This is a genomic window from Pseudomonas sp. GW822-FHT07A10, from assembly GCF_058798795.1.
In genome coordinates this window covers 71,636-88,560 of the sequence record NZ_JBXAKV010000018.1, presented here as the reverse complement: position 1 = coordinate 88,560, position 16,925 = coordinate 71,636, and the positions used below count along the sequence as shown (strand labels likewise).

Here is a 16,925-nt window from a genome sequence, read left to right as displayed (position 1 = left end):
AAAGCCCCGCAAACGCGGGGCTTTTTTTCGTCTGGCGTTAAGCGGGGGGACAGGACAATGACAACTTTGAGCTGTGGCCAAATCGTCCGGCAAGAAATAGGAACGCGAACGTGAAGGAATGCTCTATAAATTCAGGGTCTTTTTTGATCGAATGACTTTTCCTGATCCCTGCGAGGTTTCCCATGACTGTTACCGTCAATACTGTCTCCGCCGAAGGTTTTCGTCACAGCGTCCAGATCGATGACCATGAACTGTTTGCCGATGTCCCCAAGTCCAGTGGTGGTGAAGGCACCGCACCTGAGCCCCATGACTATTTCGACGCGGCCCTCGGCGCCTGCAAGGCCCTGACCCTGAAACTGTATGCGAAGAAGAAGGGCATTCCACTGACCGGCGTCGGGGTCGAGGTCAAGCGCGACAACAGTGAAGAGCAGAAAGGCAAATATGCCCTGCACGTCAAACTCACGCTCAAGGGCGTACTCACCGATGCCCAGCGCGACGAGCTGCACCGCGTGGCCGACCGCTGCCCGGTACACAAGCTGATGACCACCTCTGAAGTCAGTATCGAGACTCATCTGTCCGAAGGCGCCTTTAGCCAATAGCGGCAACGGCTGCGCAAGCGGGTTATGCTCCCTGCGTCACCCGCTCAGCCTGGAATGCACCATGAACACTCCGCTCGTGATCCGCCCCCGCGCCGAAGATGTCGAGGGCCAGCCGATCCTTCGCCCTTTGCCGTCAGCCAAATGCCGCAACGTCGGGCCCTTCGTGTTTTTCGACCACATGCTCGAAACCCGTTATCCACCGGGCAAAGGCATGAACATCCGTCAGCATCCGCACATCGGGCTGTCCACCCTCACCTACCTGTTTGAAGGGCAAATCCAGCACAAGGACAGCCTCGGTTCCGATCAGGTGGTGAATGCCGGCGATGTCAGCTGGATGACCGCCGGCAGTGCGATTGCCCACGTCGAACGCACGCCCGAAGCATTGAAGAACAGTGGCGGTACGATGCACGGCTTACAGATCTGGCTGGCTTCGCCCAAGGACCGTGAGCACGGTCCAGGACACTACAGCCACCATCCAGCAGCCACGCTGCCCGTCAGCGAAAACCTTGGCGTGAAGATACGAATGATCGCCGGGAAGGGCTTTTGCCTTGAATCACCGGTCCCGGTGCTTTCGCCTACGCTGTATGCCGAATTGAACCTGCAAACGGCGACCACGCTGCTGATTCCCACCGAGCATGAAGAACGGGCGTTGTATGTGTTAAGTGGCGAGGCGCAGCTTGATGGCGAGTTGCTGGAGCCCTACACGCTAGTGGTGCTGCCGGCCGGGGAAGAGATGACGCTGTTCGCCGAGAGTGACTGCCATGCCGTGCTGTTTGGCGGAGCGCCACTGGACGGGCCACGACGGATCAACTGGAACTTCGTGGCCAGTGACCCGGCATTGATTGATGAAGCACGTCGGCGCTGGGCGGCCGGGGATTGGCCGACGGTGCCGGGGGAAAGTGAGCGGATTGAGTTGCCGTAGCGCGTAAACATCAAAAGATCGCAGCCTTCGGCAGCTCCTACAGAGGTACGCGCCCCCTGTAGGAGCTGTCGAGTGAAACGAGGCTGCGATCTTTTGATCTGAGGGGCAATCAGCCCTTGAACACTTCATCCAGCAAGTTATGCATCGACGTGAACGCGCGAGCCGCTGTTTTCGCGTCATACATCATCATACCCGGCACGTTGGCGTGCGGGTCGGTGAACGAATGCACCGCGCCGCCATAGCTTAGCAATTGCCAATCCACACCGGCGGCATTCATCTCAGCTTCAAACGCTGGCAGCTGCTCTTTCGGCACCAATGGATCGGCAGCGCCATGCAGCACCAGCACCGAACCCTTGATGTTTTTCGCATCGTTCACGTTCGGCGTATCCAGCGTGCCGTGGAATGACACCGCAGCCTTCACCGGAGCACCACTACGCGCCAGTTCCAGCGCGCAGCAACCACCGAAGCAGAAACCAAAAGTCGCCAGTTTCGAGGTATCAACCGCCGCCTCGCCCTGCCCTTGCAGTTGTTCGAAAGCTGCCTGCATGCGTTTGCGCAGCAAGGCGCGATCATTCTTCAGCGGCATCATCGCCGCTCCTGCCTCGTCGCCGTTCTGCGGACGAACCGATTGCCCGTACAGATCCGCGATCAGCACCACATAACCCTTGGATGCCACCGATTTGGCAATCTCCTCGGCGCCAAAGCTGACGCCCATCCAGTTCGGCGCCATCAACAGACCCGGACGCGGGCCTTTATGGTCGGCATCGAAGGCCAGACGGCTTTCATACGATTGGCCGTCGATCTGATAGGCGACGGATCGAACAGTGATTTGGCTCATGACTGACTCCCAGTAAAAAAGCACCAGAATGAAAAAACCCGCCGAAGCGGGTTTTTATACAACGTGGTTAAACCGACAGTTCAACCAGCAGCTTGTTCAGACGACGCACATAAGCGGCCGGGTCTTTCAAGCTGTCGCCGGCCGCCAGGGCCGCCTGATCGAACAGAATGTGCGACAGGTCGCCGAAGCGTTCGTCGCTCTGCTCGTTGTCGAGTTTCTCGATCAACGGGTGAGCCGGGTTGAATTCGAAGATCGGTTTCGAATCCGGAACCTTCTGACCGCTGGCTTCCAGGATCTGACGCATTTGCAGGCCCAGGTCCTGCTCGCCGATGGCCAGAATCGCCGGGGAATCGGTCAGGCGATGGGAAACCCGCACTTCAGCAACGGACTCACCCAAAGCGGTCTTGAGACGCTCAACCAGGCCTTCTTTGGACTTGGCGACTTCTTCCGCGGCTTTCTTGTCTTCTTCCGAATCCAGGTTGCCGAGGTCCAGGTCACCGCGTGCCACGTCGACAAAGCTCTTGCCGTCGAAGTCGCTGAGGTAGCTCATCAGCCACTCGTCGATACGGTCGGTCAGCAGCAGCACTTCGATGCCTTTCTTGCGGAAGACTTCCAGGTGCGGGCTGTTTTTGACTTGCGCGTAGGTTTCGCCGGTCAGGTAGTAGATCTTGTCCTGACCTTCCTTGGCACGGGCCAGGTAGTCGGCCAGACCTACAACCTGCTCGCCGTCGTCGCCCTGAGTGGACGCGAAACGCAGTAGACCGGCAATTTTTTCTTTATTGGCGAAGTCTTCTGCCGGGCCTTCTTTCATGACCTGACCGAAGTTCTTCCAGAAACCTTTGTATTGCTCAGGCTCGTTCTTCGCCAGTTTTTCCAGCATGTCCAGAACGCGCTTGGTCAGCGCCGACTTCATGGAGTCGATGATCGGGTCTTTCTGCAGGATTTCCCGCGACACGTTCAGCGACAGGTCGTTGGAATCGACCACGCCTTTGATGAAGCGCAGGTACAGCGGCAGGAACGACTCGGCCTGATCCATGACGAACACGCGCTGCACGTACAGCTTCAGGCCTTTCGGCGCTTCACGCTGGTACAGGTCGAACGGAGCACGGGTCGGCACATAAAGCAGCGAGGTGTACTCGAGCTTGCCTTCGACCTTGTTGTGGCTCCAGCTCAGCGGATTCTCGAAATCGTGAGCAACGTGCTTGTAGAACTCCTGGTATTCCTCGTCCTTCACTTCAGTGCGAGGGCGAGTCCACAGGGCGCTGGCGCGGTTGACGGTTTCCCACTCAACGGCAGGCTTCTCTTCGCCTTCGGCGGCTGCCACTTCTTTCGGCAACTCGATCGGCAGAGCGATGTGGTCGGAGTACTTCTTGATGATGTTGCGCAGACGCCAGCCATCGGCGAACTCGTCTTCACCGGATTTCAGGTGCAGAACGATACGGGTGCCGCGATCAGCTTTCTCGACGGTGGCGATTTCAAATTCGCCTTCGCCCTTGGACGACCAGTGCACACCTTCGCTGGCAGCGAGGCCGGCACGGCGGCTGAATACGTCAACTTTATCGGCGACGATGAACGCCGAGTAGAAACCGACACCGAACTGACCGATCAGGTGCGAGTCTTTTTTCTGATCGCCAGACAGGTGCTTCATGAAATCGGCGGTGCCGGACTTGGCGATGGTGCCCAGGTGAGTGACCGCATCTTCACGGCTCATGCCGATGCCGTTGTCTTCGAGGGTGACGGTTTTAGCGTCCTTGTCGAAGCTCACACGGATTTTCAGTTCAGCGCCGCCTTCCAGCAATTCAGGCTTGGCCAGCGCTTCAAAACGTAATTTATCGACAGCGTCAGAGGCGTTCGAGATCAATTCGCGAAGGAAGATTTCCTTGTTGGAATACAGCGAATGGATCATGAGGTGCAGCAGCTGCTTCACCTCGGTCTGGAAGCCCAGGGTTTCCTTTTGAGTTTCCACACTCATGGTCATCAAACTCCAATCAGATGGCAGTGGCCGCGACCTTGAGGGTCGGCGGCGGGTTGTCCTCAGAGTTGGGGGCTGAGATCAGGATTTCAAGGGCTCTTCGATTTTGAAGTGGGCCCGGGCCGTGGCAATGGGCTCGGCTTCAGTGCTTTGCCAGGCGGTAATCGCCACGTTTGCGACCCGCCGCCCCTGGCGACAAACCTGGCATCGGGCCCAGGTATCGCGAAACTGCCCCGCGCGCAGGTAGTCGAGGGAGAAGTCGATAATCTTCGGCACACCGGGCGAGCCGGTGAAAATCAACAAATGCAGCGCCGCCGAGAGTTCCATGAACCCGGCAATCACCCCACCATGAATCGCTGGCAGTAAAGGGTTACCAATGTTGTCCTTGTTGGCCGGCAGACGAAACAGCAGCTCATCTCCTACCCGCGAACATTCGACGCCGATCAGCTCGGCGTAAGGAATCAGCTGCAGCAGCGCGGCGTAGTCCCCCTGAGCATGGGCCTGTTGAAGCTGTTCCTTGAACGTGTCGGTCATTTCGCAACTCCAACAATGGCACCAGCAATGACACCGCCAAAGTTTTTGGTACCTTTGATGCCCTTACCCATGCGCATGAAGGTGCCCACCACGTGGGCGATGGGCTGTTCGGGGTCGTCCTGATAGGCAAAACCGCGCGCAAAAATCACATCGGTAGTCACTCGGTAGCATTGGGCGAAGCCGTAAACGTCCTTGTGTGGCTCGGCGGCATGCATGTAGTCGATGCGCAGATCGAGCGTCGGGCAGACTTCGAACTCAGGCAGCACGCAGAGGGTGGCCATGCCGCAGGCGGTGTCCATCAGCGAGGTCAGCGCACCGCCATGAATCACCCCCGTTTGCGGGTTGCCGACGATCTGCGGGCTATACGGCAGAATCACCGTCAGCCCTTCGCTGCTGGCGCTGTGAAGGCGCATGCCGAGTACCTGACAATGGCGCAACGCCGACAGGAATCGCGTCGCACGCTCAAAAACGGGGTTTTCGGCCATTTGATAAAACTCTTCTTAGTGTCCGGACAAAGTAGCAGGCTAGCGGGCAAAAGTTCCGTTGCAAAACAAACATATATATCTGTGTGAATTGAGGAACTTAACCCTGATAACGGTGCTCGAAAGGCCAGTAGATATTTTCCATCAGGAGAAACACCCCATGCGTAAGACTTTAGCTATTGCCTTGATGTTGACCGCTTCCCTCGGTCTCGCCGCCTGCGGTAAAAAACCCGAGGACAAAGCTCAAGATGCCACCAAACAAACCGAGCAAGTTCAGGAAAAAATGAGCGAAGCTCAGGATAAAGTGAACGAAGCAGCAAAAGAAAACGCTGAAGCTGCCAAAGCTCAGACCGAATCGAACGCAGCCGCTCCGGCAGCGCCTACAGAAGCACCTAAAAACTAAAACAGTTTTTAGCGTGATAAAAGAAAACCCGCCATGTGCGGGTTTTCTTTTATCTGAAATTTTGCTCGAAACGCGTCCTTAGAGCAAAACAGTCCTAAAAGTCGGACTAATCATCAGCAACAACGAACACACTAATCCGACGAACCACACCAGACTTCGCTGCCAGGCCAGATCAGCCCAATAACACAGTAGATAGATAACGCGCGCGATCACGAAGGCGATCGCCAGCGCATCGATCAGCCATCCCGCCGTTTGCGTGGTGTGCGCCATCAACACCCCGACCGCAAACAAAATGAACGCCTCGAAACTGTTCTGGTGGGCCGCCAATGCGCGGGCGCCGAAACCTGTGAGTTGCGCCTGTTGTTGACGCGGCAAGTGATTGTTGTAACCGCCCTGCTCTTTCATCGCCTTGGCCACCGGCATGCGCGCCACGAAAATCAACAAGGCACTGATAAACACACACCAGAATGGAATACTCATCAAGCCGCCTCTTTGTTCAGCTCAGACAATGGTGCCTCTGTAGGTGTATAGACCATCACGTCAAGAACGTCGGAGTGAAACTCGCGGCGATACAATACCAACACGACACCGGCGCTCATCAACATGAACAACCAGGGGCTGACAAACCACGCCAGCATGCTCATGCCGAAGTAATAGGAACGCAGACCGAAGTTGAACTGGTTGGCCGCCAGGGAGATGACACGGGCGGCTCGGGAAGCAAAGGCGTTACGCTCTTGTTCGGACACATGCCGCTCACCGATCATCGGTGCCGAACCCACGAGAATGGCCGCAAAGTTGTACTGACGCATGCACCAGCTGAACGTAAAGAACGCATAGACGAACACCAGCGCCAGGCACAACAACTTGATCTCCGACATGCCTTGGGAAGCCTGTTGCACCATCGGGATATCCGCCAGCAAAGACACGGCTCTTTCGGACGCCCCCAACACCGTGAGAATACCGGCCAGGATAATCAACGTGCTGGAAGCGAAGAATGAGGCGTTGCGCTCCAGGTTACCGATCACGCTGGCATCGGCGATGCGGTTGTCGCGTAACAGCATGCGGCGCATCCAGTCTTCGCGGTACAGGTGCAGAACACTGGCCAGGCATGCGGTGTCGCGGCCCTTCCATGTGGCGTAACGGGTGTAGCCCCCCCAGCAGACGACAAACCAGAGCGCGGCGAGGATGTGGATCAGATTGGCGTGGATGAACGACATGCAGTTCCTTGTGATGTGTAGACGATGATGAAACCTGCGGATAGTGCTTCGACGTTAACCCAAGGAAAAAGACACTGCATCACGCGCATAAAAATGCCCCGTATCGATTGATACGGGGCATTTCCATTTGTAGCTCAAGCCCGCTTGTGGCGGGCCATGAAGCGACTTAAGCCAGCGCTTCTTCGCGCTTGCCCAACAGACGGTCGCAAACCACGGCAACCGCCAGGGTCATGACCGACGGCACCAGCCAAGCCAGGCCCTGCTCGCTCAGCGGCAGGTGAGCCAGTTGAGCCGGCATCCAGTCGGCCAGACCGGCGCCCTTGAGCGCGTCGATCATGCCGAAAATGAACGACACCAGCATCACCGGACCGACGATGCGGCCCTGCTCATGCCAGAAGTCCTTGCAGAAGCTCAGGGCCACCAGGGCGATGCACGGCGGGTAGATGGCGGTCAGTACCGGAATCGAGAACGCAATCAGCTTGGTGAGGCCCAGGTTGGACACCAGCAGGGAGAACGCGGCCAGGATAATCACCAGCGTCTTGTAGGACAGTGGCAGCACACGGCTGAAGTATTCGGCACAGGCGCAGGTCAGACCGACCGCAGTCACCAGGCAGGCCAGGGAGATCAGCACCGCGAGGAAACCGCTGCCGAGCGAACCGAAGGTGTGCTGCACGTAGGCGTGCAATACCGCCGCGCCGTTGGTGGCACCGGCGGCCACTTCATGGCTGCCCGAGCCGAGACGGAACAGGCTGACGTAAACCAGCGCCAGACCTACACCGGCAATCAGCCCGGCAATGATCGCGTAACGGGTGATCAACGCCGGCGATTCCACGCCACGGGAGCGGATCGCATTGACGATGACAATGCCGAATACCAGCGCGCCCAGGGTATCCATGGTCAGGTAACCATTGATGAAGCCCTGGGAGAACGGTGCCGCCACATATTCAGGGGTAGCCACGCCAATGTTACCGGCCGGCAACGCGAACGCTGCGATGCCGAGAACGGCCAGGGCGATGATCTTCAGCGGTGCGAGGAACCGTCCTACGGTGTCCAGCAGACGGCCCGGATAGAGCGAGATGAAGAACACCAGCAAGAAGTACACCGAGCTATAGAGAAACAGCGCCAGCGGGCTCTCGCCGGTCAGCGGCGCCAGACCCACTTCGAACGACACGGTCGCGGTGCGTGGTGTCGCGAACAACGGGCCGACAGCGAGGTAGCACGCGGCTGCCAGCAGGCCACCGGCGATTTTACCGATCGGGCTGCTCAAGGCATCCATTGCACCACCGACCTTGGCCAGGGCGACCACGGTGATCACCGGCAGACCGACTGCAGTGATCAGAAAACCCAGCGCCGCCATCCAGACATTAGGCCCGGACTGCAAACCGACGATAGGCGGGAAGATGATGTTGCCAGCCCCGACGAACAGGGCAAATGTCATGAAGCCCAGTGCCAGGATGTCCTGGCCTTTCAACACTTTCATTAAGGAAATACCACACTACTGAATCGGAATTTAGAGAGGGATTTCCCTTATGGGTGAGGGAAATGCTGTCGATCCGTATAGGACTGACCCGTTTAGCGCGCCGCAGCCTTGTGGGCCGCAAACGCAAAAATGGCGGCTAGCCTACCGAATTTGCCCGCCAAACGCACTATTACAGGGCGAACTATCCGATACGCGACATTTCAGTGTCGTGTTTACATATCTAATTTTCACAACCGCCCTGTGGCGAGGGAGCTTGTCAGATCGCCGCACCGTCCCGCTCGGCTGCGCAGCAGACGCAAACAGACAAACACAAACTGCCTGATGTAACGCGAGTGCAGGTTTTGGGGCCGCTTCGCAACCCAGCGGAGCAAGCTCCCTCGCCACAAGAAGCGCTGCGAATATCTCAAACCCCGGAAATGACAAAGGCCACCCGAAGGTGGCCTTTGTTTGGTGGAGCGTCAGTTAAGCGCGAGGCTTACTTGACGGCCCAACCGGTCAGCTCGGCCAGGGCCTTGCCGATGTCTGCCAGCGAACGCACGGTTTTAACGCCTGCGTCTTGCAGAGCAGCGAATTTCTCGTCTGCAGTGCCTTTGCCGCCAGAGATGATTGCGCCAGCATGGCCCATGCGCTTGCCCGGAGGAGCAGTCACACCAGCGATGTAGGAAACAACCGGCTTGGTCACGTGTGCCTTGATGTAGGCAGCCGCTTCTTCTTCAGCCGAACCGCCGATCTCGCCGATCATCACGATCGCTTCGGTCTTCGGGTCTTCCTGGAACAGCTTCAGGATGTCGATGAAGTTCGAACCCGGGATCGGGTCACCACCGATGCCGACGCAAGTCGACTGACCGAAACCGGCGTCAGTAGTTTGCTTGACAGCTTCGTAGGTCAGGGTGCCGGAACGGGAAACGATACCGACCTTGCCTGGCAAGTGAATGTGACCTGGCATGATGCCGATCTTGCATTCGCCTGGAGTGATCACGCCTGGGCAGTTAGGACCGATCAGGACTACGCCCAGCTCGTCGCACTTGACCTTGGCATCCAGCATATCCAGGGTAGGAATGCCTTCAGTGATGCAAACGATCAGCTTGATACCGCCGAAGGCTGCTTCCAGGATGGAGTCCTTGCAGAAAGGAGCTGGAACGTAGATCACGCTGGCGGTGGCGCCAGTGGCAGCTACAGCGTCTTTCACGGTGTTGAACACTGGCAGGCCCAGGTGCTCGGTGCCGCCTTTGCCTGGAGTTACGCCGCCAACCATCTTGGTGCCGTATTCGATGGCTTGCTGGGTGTGGAAACTACCTTGCGAACCGGTAATACCCTGGCAGATAACTTTGGTGTCTTTATTGATCAGGACGCTCATTATTTGCCCTCCGCAGCTTTGACAACTTGTTGAGCAGCGTCGGTCAGGCTGGTAGCAGCGATGATGTTCAAACCGCTTTCTGCCAGTACTTTAGCGCCCAGCTCAGCGTTGTTGCCTTCGAGGCGAACAACAACCGGGATTTTCACGCCGACTTCTTTCACAGCGCCGATGATGCCTTCGGCAATCATGTCGCAACGAACGATGCCGCCGAAGATGTTGACCAATACTGCAGCGACGTTAGTGTCGGACAGGATGATCTTGAACGCTTCGGTTACGCGCTCTTTGGTAGCACCGCCGCCAACGTCGAGGAAGTTGGCTGGTTTGCCGCCATGCAGGTTGACGATATCCATGGTACCCATGGCCAGGCCAGCACCGTTGACCATGCAACCGATGTTGCCTTCCAGTGCTACGTAGTTCAGTTCGAACTTGGCAGCGTGCGCTTCGCGCGGATCGTCTTGCGACGGATCGTGGAAAGTCTTCAGCTTAGGCTGACGGTACATGGCGTTGGCGTCGATGTTGATCTTGGCATCGAGGCAATGCAGATCGCCGTCAGCCTTGATCACCAGCGGGTTCACTTCCAGCAGAGCCAGGTCGTGATCCTTGAACAGCTTGGCCAGACCTACGAAGATCTTGGCGAACTGAGCAACTTGCTTGCCTTCCAGACCCAGCTGGAATGCCAGCTCGCGACCCTGGAATGGCTGAGCGCCAACCAGTGGATCGATAGTGGCTTTCAGAATTTTTTCTGGAGTGTCGTGAGCGATTTTCTCGATGTCCACGCCACCTTCGGTGGAAGCCATGAACACGATGCGACGGCTCGAACGGTCAACGACAGCGCCCAGGTACAGCTCTTTAGCGATATCAGTGCACGATTCAACCAGGATCTTGGTGACTGGCTGACCATTGGCGTCAGTCTGGTAAGTCACCAGACGCTTGCCCAGCCACTGCTGTGCGAATGCTTTAGCGTCTTCTTTGCTGCGAACCAGCTTTACGCCGCCCGCTTTACCGCGACCACCGGCGTGAACCTGGGCTTTGACAACCCATTCGCTGCCGCCGATTTTGTCGCAAGCTTCTGCTGCTGCTTCCGGGGTGTCTACCGCGTAACCGGTGGATACTGGCAGGCCGTACTCAGCGAACAGCTGCTTACCCTGATACTCGTGAAGATTCATGCTTATTACCGTCTTCGTTAGGTACTGCGCATTCGGTGCTGCACTCATTCAAGTGCCGCACCACCTGTGACTGCTGCTTGCGTAACCTTTCCGGGTACCCGGTGCAGCTACGCAAGACTGCGTCCAGCGGACATTCCGCGGTGAGTCTTGCTCGCAAGGCTCACGACGGGCCGTACCGCCGTGGTTTCTTATTATCCGCTTAGCGTTTCTTGCGGTTGGCGATGTGGATGGCGCCGCCATTCACTGCCAACGCTGCTTCGTGCAAGGCTTCAGACAGGGTCGGATGGGAGAAAACCATCATGCCCAGGTCTTCAGCGCTGGTGCCGAATTCCATGCCGATCGCGCCCTGCTGAACCAGTTCTGCGGCGCTCGGGCCAATCACGTGGACGCCCAATACGCGGTCAGTCTTGGCATCAGCGATGACCTTGACGAAACCACCGGTATCGTTGGCGGCCATGGCACGGCCAGAGGCTGCGAACGGGAAGGTGCCGACGTTAACTTCTACGCCTTCAGCTTTCAAGGCCTGCTCGGTTTTACCGACCCACGCGATTTCCGGGTGAGTATAAATAACCGAAGGGATCAGGTCATAGTTCATCTGGGCTTTGTGGCCCTTGATGCGCTCGACAACCATGATGCCCTCTTCCGAGGCTTTGTGAGCCAGCATCATGCCGCGAACCACGTCACCGATGGCGTAAACGCCCGGTACAGTGGTGGCGCAGTGATCGTCAACGTGCACGAAACCGCGCTCGTCGAGGGTCACGCCGCAATCAGCAGCCAGCAGATCAGTGGTCACCGGACGGCGACCAACGGCTACGATCAGCTTGTCGAAAGTGATGTTCTGTTCGCCGTTGGCATCGGTGTAGTTCACAACGACTTCGTCGCCGTTCACTTTGGAACCGGTCACGCGAGCGCCCAGCTTGATGTCCAGACCCTGTTTGGTCAGGGTTTTCAGCGCTTCCTTGGAAACAGCGGTGTCCGCTGCCATCAGGAAGGTATCCAGTGCTTCGAGAACGGTGACTTCAGCGCCCAGACGGGACCATACCGAACCCAGTTCCAGACCGATAACACCAGCGCCGATTACACCCAGGCGTTTTGGTACGGATTGGAATTCCAGAGCGCCAGTCGAATCGACGATCACATTCTGGTCGACCGGAGCCGGTGGAATGTCGATCGGACGCGAGCCCGGAGCCAGGATGACGTTTTCGGCTTCGATGACTTCAACCGAACCGTCAGGCTTGGTGACTTCGACTTTCTTGCCAGCCAGCAGTTTGCCGTGGCCCTGGATCGAAGTGACGCCGTTAGCCTTGAACAGCGTTGCAACGCCGGAGGTCAGGCCTTTGACGATGTTGGCTTTACGGCCGACCATTGCTGGCACGTCCATGGTCACGCCAGCGTGGTTGATACCGTGGATCGCGAAGCCGTCTTGCGCTTCGTGAAACTTCCAGGAGCTGTCCAGCAGCGCCTTGGATGGAATGCAGCCGACGTTCAGGCAAGTACCGCCGAGGGCCAGTTTGCCTTCCTTGTCGGTGTATTTCTCGATGCAGGCAGTGGTGAGGCCCAGTTGCGCTGCTTTAATGGCAGCCACGTAGCCGCCAGGGCCCGCACCAATCACTACCACGTCGAATTTCTGAGTCATGTGTCATTCCTTCTCGAATCAAACCGGACGGCCCCTTTTGAGGACCGTCGTGGGACGAAGCTGGTCATTACAGAAGGGCCGTCCATCATTGAACGGCCCGTGCAACGAAATCAGATATCCAGCAGCAAACGAGCCGGGTCTTCCAGCAGGTTCTTGATGGTCACCAGGAAGGTCACAGCTTCTTTGCCATCGATCAGACGGTGATCGTAGGACAGCGCCAGGTACATCATCGGACGGATAACTACCTGACCGTTGATCGCCATAGGGCGCTGGATGATGTTGTGCATACCCAGAATCGCAGCCTGCGGCGGGTTGACGATCGGAGTCGACATCATCGAACCGAAAGTACCGCCGTTGGTGATGGTGAACGTGCCGCCGGTCATTTCTTCCATCGACAGTTTGCCGTCACGGGCTTTCTTGCCGAAGGTAGCGATGCCGCCTTCGATTTCAGCCAGGCTCATCAGTTCGGCGTTACGCAGAACCGGTACAACCAGACCGCGGTCGCTGGAAACAGCCACACCAACGTCGGCGTAGCCGTGGTAAACGATGTCGGCACCGTCGATCGACGCGTTGACAGCCGGGAAGCGTTTCAGCGCTTCGGTAGCCGCTTTCACGAAGAACGACATGAAGCCCAGGCGTACGCCGTTGTGGGACTTCTCGAACAGGTCCTTGTACTTCGAACGCAGGGCCATGACTTCGGTCATGTCGACTTCGTTGAAAGTGGTCAGCATGGCCATGTTCGATTGAGCTTCAACCAGACGCTCGGCAACCTTGGCACGCAGACGGGTCATCGGAACGCGTTTTTCTACGCGGTCGCCAGCAGCGAATACCGGAGCCGAAGCAGCCGGTGCAGCAGCCTTGGCAGGTGCAGCAGCCGGAGCGGCTTTCTTGGCGGCAACAGCTGCTACCACGTCTTCCTTGGTCACACGACCGCCTTTGCCAGTACCGGCAACGGAAGCGATGTTGATGCCGTTTTCTTCAGCCAGCTTGCGAGCAGCCGGTGCAGCAACAGGATCGTCTTCGCCCGCTTCGGCAGGAGCAGCGGCAGCAGCGGCAGGTGCAGCAGCGGCTGGAGCGGCAGCAGCACCGCCCTCACCGATGGAGCCCAGAACTTCGTCGGACAGAACGGTGTCGCCTTCGTTCTTGACGATCGCGCCCAGCACGCCATCAGCGGTGGCCAGAACTTCCAGTACGACTTTGTCGGTTTCGATGTCGACGATCAGTTCGTCACGCTTGACGGCGTCGCCCGGTTTTTTGTGCCAGGTGGCAACGGTGCCATCGGCAACCGATTCCGGGAAAGTGGGGGCTTTGATTTCGATAGCCATTATCTGTGGGTCCTTAAATTCGGTTTCAGGTGCGCGAAGGCGTTAAACAGTGAAAGCATCTTGCAGCAGTTGTTCCTGCTGCTCGGCGTGCATCGAAGCGTAACCGCAAGCAGGTGCGGCAGACGCCTCACGACCAGCGTATTCCAGGACCAGGCCTTGTTTATGGTTGGTCAGGCTGCGACGCATGTGATGCTGGCTGCTGTACCAGGCGCCCTGGTTCATCGGCTCTTCCTGGCACCAAACCACGTTTTCGAGGTTGGTGTAAGGGGCGAGCGCCTCCATCAGGTCGTCCTCAGGGAACGGATACAGCTGCTCGATACGCACGATGGCGATGTCTTCACGACCTTCGGCACGGCGTTTTTCCAGCAGGTCATAGTAGACCTTGCCGCTGCACAGGATCATGCGAGTGACCTTTTTCGGATCAAGCGCATCGATTTCCGGGATCACGGTCTGGAACGAACCTTCGGCCAGATCTTCCAGAGTCGAGATGGCCAGCTTGTGGCGCAGCAACGACTTCGGAGTCAGGACTACCAATGGTTTGCGCAGCGGGCGAATCACCTGACGACGCAGCAAGTGGTAGATCTGGGCCGGCGTAGTCGGCACGGCTACCTGAATGTTGTGCTCGGCGCACAGCTGCAGGTAACGCTCCAGACGAGCCGAGGAGTGCTCAGGACCCTGACCTTCATAACCGTGCGGCAACAGCATGGTCAGACCGCAGAGACGGCCCCACTTGTGCTCGCCACTGGTGATGAACTGGTCGATAACCACTTGGGCACCGTTGGCGAAGTCGCCGAACTGGGCTTCCCAGATAACCAGAGCGTTTGGCTCGGTGGTCGAATAACCGTATTCGAACGCCAGAACCGCTTCTTCGGACAGGAACGAATCGTACAGGTCGAAACGTGGCTGACCCTTGTACAGGTTTTGCAGCGGGATATAGGTACCCGCGTCTTTCTGGTTGTGCAAGACAGCGTGACGGTGCGAGAACGTACCGCGACCAATGTCCTGACCCGTCATGCGAATCGGGTGACCTTCGAACGCCAGGGTCGCGTACGCCATGGTTTCGGCGTAACCCCAGTTGATCGGCAGGCCGCCGGCTTGCATCTTCTGACGGTCTTCGTAGATTTTCGAGACCTGGCGCTGAACCACGAAGCCTTCCGGAATTTCCAGCAGCTTGGCGGACAGTTCCTGCAAGGTTTTCAGATCGAAGCGAGTGTCGTGACGCGCGGTCCAGGCGTGGCCCAGATACGGACGCCAGTCCACGAACAACTCTTTGTTCGGCTCTTTGACCAGGCTTTTTACTACGTGCAGACCGTTGTCCAGCGCATTGCGGTATTCGTCGACTTTCGCCTGAACACGCTCAGCGTCCAGCACCCCACTCTGGGTCAGACGATCGGCATACAGCTCACGGGTGGTGCGCTGCTTGGTGATCTGCTGATACATCAGAGGCTGGGTACCGCTTGGCTCGTCAGCCTCGTTGTGGCCGCGACGACGGTAGCAGACCAGATCGATCACCACGTCACGCTTGAACTGCATGCGGTAGTCGATGGCCAACTGGGTCACGAACAACACGGCTTCCGGATCATCACCATTCACATGGAGGATCGGCGCCTGGATCATCTTCGCAACGTCGGTCGCGTACTCGGTGGAGCGCGAGTCCAGCGGGTTGCTGATGGTGAAGCCGACCTGGTTGTTGATCACGATGTGCACGGTGCCGCCGGTCTTGAAACCGCGGGTCTGCGACATCTGGAAGGTTTCCATGACCACGCCCTGACCGGCGAATGCCGCGTCACCGTGGATGGAGATCGGCAGAACCTTTTCACCGGTAGGATCGTTACGACGATCCTGACGGGCACGGACCGAACCCTCGACCACTGGAGAAACGATTTCCAGGTGAGACGGGTTGAAAGCCATGGCCAGGTGAACTTCACCGCCGGTGGTCATGACGTTGGACGAGAAGCCCTGGTGATATTTAACGTCACCGGAACCCAGCTCGACCTTCTTCTTGCCTTCGAACTCGTCGAACAACTCGCGCGGGTTCTTGCCAAAGGTGTTCACCAGCACGTTCAGACGACCACGGTGGGCCATGCCGATGACGATTTCCTTGGTGCCGTAGGAACCGGAACGCTGGATCAGTTCATCGAGCATCGGAATCAGGCTCTCGCCGCCTTCCAGGCCGAAACGCTTGGTACCCGGGTACTTGGTGCCAAGGTATTTTTCAAGACCCTCGCCGGCAGTGACGCGCTCGAGCAGGTGACTCTTGATGTCGGCGGAGTACGTCGGACGGCCGCGCACGCTTTCCAGACGCTGCTGGAACCACTGGCGCTGCTCGGAATCGGTGATGTGCGTAAATTCAGCGCCGATGGTGCGGCAATATGTCTGCTGCAACGCTTCGTGAATTTCGCGTAGGCTCGCCTCCTCTTTGCCGATGAACAGGTCGCCGGCACGGAAGGTCGTATCAAGATCGGCATTGGTCAAGCCGTAATGATTGATTGACAGGTCTGCAGGTGCAGGACGCTGCCACAGCCCCAGCGGGTCAAGCTGGGCTGCCTGGTGGCCACGCATACGGTAGGCCTGGATCAATCGCAGCACTTCAACTTGCTTCTTCTCGTGCTCACTGCTCACGCTGCCGGCGGAAACCGGTTGGGCGCGGCGCTGGTTCTTTGCCAGCAAGACGAAATGATCGCGAATTGTGGAGTGCGAAACATCGGTGGCAGTGTTGCCATCAGCAGGCAACTTCTGGAAGTAGGTGCGCCACTCTTCTGGCACAGCGTTAGGGTCGTGCAGGTAGAGCTCGTAGAGCTCTTCCACATAGGCAGCGTTACTACCGGAAAGGTAGGCGCTGTTCCACATGCGCTGCATCACGCTTTCTTGCATGCTTGGTCACCCTCGGTTAGGGGAACACCACCGGCGTCGACACCGAGCAAACTTGCAGAAGTCCGAATGCAGCGACTAAAACAAGCCACTTAGGATCACGCTGATAGTCCGGGTACCAGC

15 protein-coding genes are annotated in these 16,925 nt (G+C 57.8%); 3 read left to right on the top strand and 12 right to left on the bottom strand.

What is annotated here, in order from left to right; genetic code table 11:
• The first annotated feature begins 182 nt into the window (after positions 1-182).
• Together AC1RL4_RS25290 and AC1RL4_RS25285 are read left to right on the top strand one after the other, a co-directional pair.
• Positions 183-599, top strand: a complete 417-nt coding sequence (locus AC1RL4_RS25290; protein WP_007936063.1) for an OsmC family protein — start codon at positions 183-185, stop codon at positions 597-599.
• A 61-nt stretch (positions 600-660) separates the two neighbouring features.
• Positions 661-1,521 carry a pirin family protein gene (locus AC1RL4_RS25285; protein WP_019579629.1) on the top strand — a complete coding sequence of 287 codons (861 nt, stop codon included), beginning with the start codon at positions 661-663 and terminating at the stop codon, positions 1,519-1,521.
• Between the two features lie 109 nt (positions 1,522-1,630).
• Here the strand turns inward: AC1RL4_RS25285 and AC1RL4_RS25280 are convergent, their stop codons facing one another.
• The 4 genes from AC1RL4_RS25280 to AC1RL4_RS25265 all read right to left on the bottom strand — a co-directional run bounded on the left by AC1RL4_RS25280 (position 1,631) and on the right by AC1RL4_RS25265 (position 5,350).
• A complete protein-coding gene (locus AC1RL4_RS25280; RefSeq protein ID WP_230174789.1) occupies positions 1,631-2,359 on the bottom strand; it encodes a dienelactone hydrolase family protein in 729 nt (242 codons plus the stop codon).
• Between the two features lie 67 nt (positions 2,360-2,426).
• Positions 2,427-4,331, bottom strand: a complete 1,905-nt coding sequence (htpG, locus tag AC1RL4_RS25275) for a molecular chaperone HtpG (protein WP_026331729.1) — start codon at positions 4,329-4,331, stop codon at positions 2,427-2,429.
• An 81-nt stretch (positions 4,332-4,412) separates the two neighbouring features.
• The gene (locus AC1RL4_RS25270) at positions 4,413-4,865 is read right to left on the bottom strand and encodes a PaaI family thioesterase (protein WP_019579626.1); all 453 of its coding nucleotides are present in this window, start codon (positions 4,863-4,865) and stop codon (positions 4,413-4,415) included.
• Entirely contained in the window at positions 4,862-5,350 is a 489-nt protein-coding gene (locus AC1RL4_RS25265; RefSeq protein WP_028940021.1) for a PaaI family thioesterase, read from the bottom strand. The genes AC1RL4_RS25270 and AC1RL4_RS25265 overlap by 4 nt, the downstream gene beginning before the upstream one ends.
• Positions 5,351-5,507: 157 nt before the next feature.
• Here AC1RL4_RS25265 and AC1RL4_RS25260 point away from each other — a divergent pair, with 157 nt between their 5' ends.
• Positions 5,508-5,750, top strand: coding sequence for a hypothetical protein (locus AC1RL4_RS25260; protein WP_018925114.1), 243 nt, complete (start codon positions 5,508-5,510; stop codon positions 5,748-5,750).
• A gap of 78 nt (positions 5,751-5,828) precedes the next feature.
• Here AC1RL4_RS25260 and AC1RL4_RS25255 read toward each other — a convergent pair whose 3' ends face one another.
• The 8 genes from AC1RL4_RS25255 to AC1RL4_RS25220 all read right to left on the bottom strand — a co-directional run bounded on the left by AC1RL4_RS25255 (position 5,829) and on the right by AC1RL4_RS25220 (position 16,805).
• Positions 5,829-6,230 carry an MAPEG family protein gene (locus AC1RL4_RS25255; protein WP_018925113.1) on the bottom strand — a complete coding sequence of 134 codons (402 nt, stop codon included), beginning with the start codon at positions 6,228-6,230 and terminating at the stop codon, positions 5,829-5,831.
• Positions 6,230-6,967 (bottom strand): DUF599 domain-containing protein, encoded by a 738-nt coding sequence (locus tag AC1RL4_RS25250; RefSeq protein ID WP_096479735.1) that lies wholly within the window; start codon positions 6,965-6,967, stop codon positions 6,230-6,232. The genes AC1RL4_RS25255 and AC1RL4_RS25250 overlap by 1 nt, the downstream gene beginning before the upstream one ends.
• 166 nt (positions 6,968-7,133) lie before the next feature.
• Entirely contained in the window at positions 7,134-8,447 is a 1,314-nt protein-coding gene (brnQ, locus tag AC1RL4_RS25245) for a branched-chain amino acid transport system II carrier protein (RefSeq protein WP_230174793.1), read from the bottom strand.
• A 475-nt stretch (positions 8,448-8,922) separates the two neighbouring features.
• Positions 8,923-9,804, bottom strand: a complete 882-nt coding sequence (gene sucD, locus AC1RL4_RS25240) for a succinate--CoA ligase subunit alpha (protein WP_007919877.1) — start codon at positions 9,802-9,804, stop codon at positions 8,923-8,925.
• Positions 9,804-10,970: an ADP-forming succinate--CoA ligase subunit beta gene (gene sucC / locus AC1RL4_RS25235; RefSeq protein WP_007919879.1), complete on the bottom strand. Its 1,167-nt coding sequence runs from the start codon at positions 10,968-10,970 to the stop codon at positions 9,804-9,806. The genes sucD and sucC overlap by 1 nt, the downstream gene beginning before the upstream one ends.
• A gap of 199 nt (positions 10,971-11,169) precedes the next feature.
• Positions 11,170-12,606, bottom strand: a complete 1,437-nt coding sequence (gene lpdA / locus AC1RL4_RS25230; RefSeq protein WP_018925110.1) for a dihydrolipoyl dehydrogenase — start codon at positions 12,604-12,606, stop codon at positions 11,170-11,172.
• Positions 12,607-12,716: 110 nt separating this feature from the next.
• A complete protein-coding gene (gene odhB, locus AC1RL4_RS25225; RefSeq protein WP_018925109.1) occupies positions 12,717-13,931 on the bottom strand; it encodes a 2-oxoglutarate dehydrogenase complex dihydrolipoyllysine-residue succinyltransferase in 1,215 nt (404 codons plus the stop codon).
• A gap of 42 nt (positions 13,932-13,973) precedes the next feature.
• Positions 13,974-16,805 carry a 2-oxoglutarate dehydrogenase E1 component gene (locus AC1RL4_RS25220; protein ID WP_018925108.1) on the bottom strand — a complete coding sequence of 944 codons (2,832 nt, stop codon included), beginning with the start codon at positions 16,803-16,805 and terminating at the stop codon, positions 13,974-13,976.
• Between the last annotated feature and the right edge of the window lie 120 nt (positions 16,806-16,925).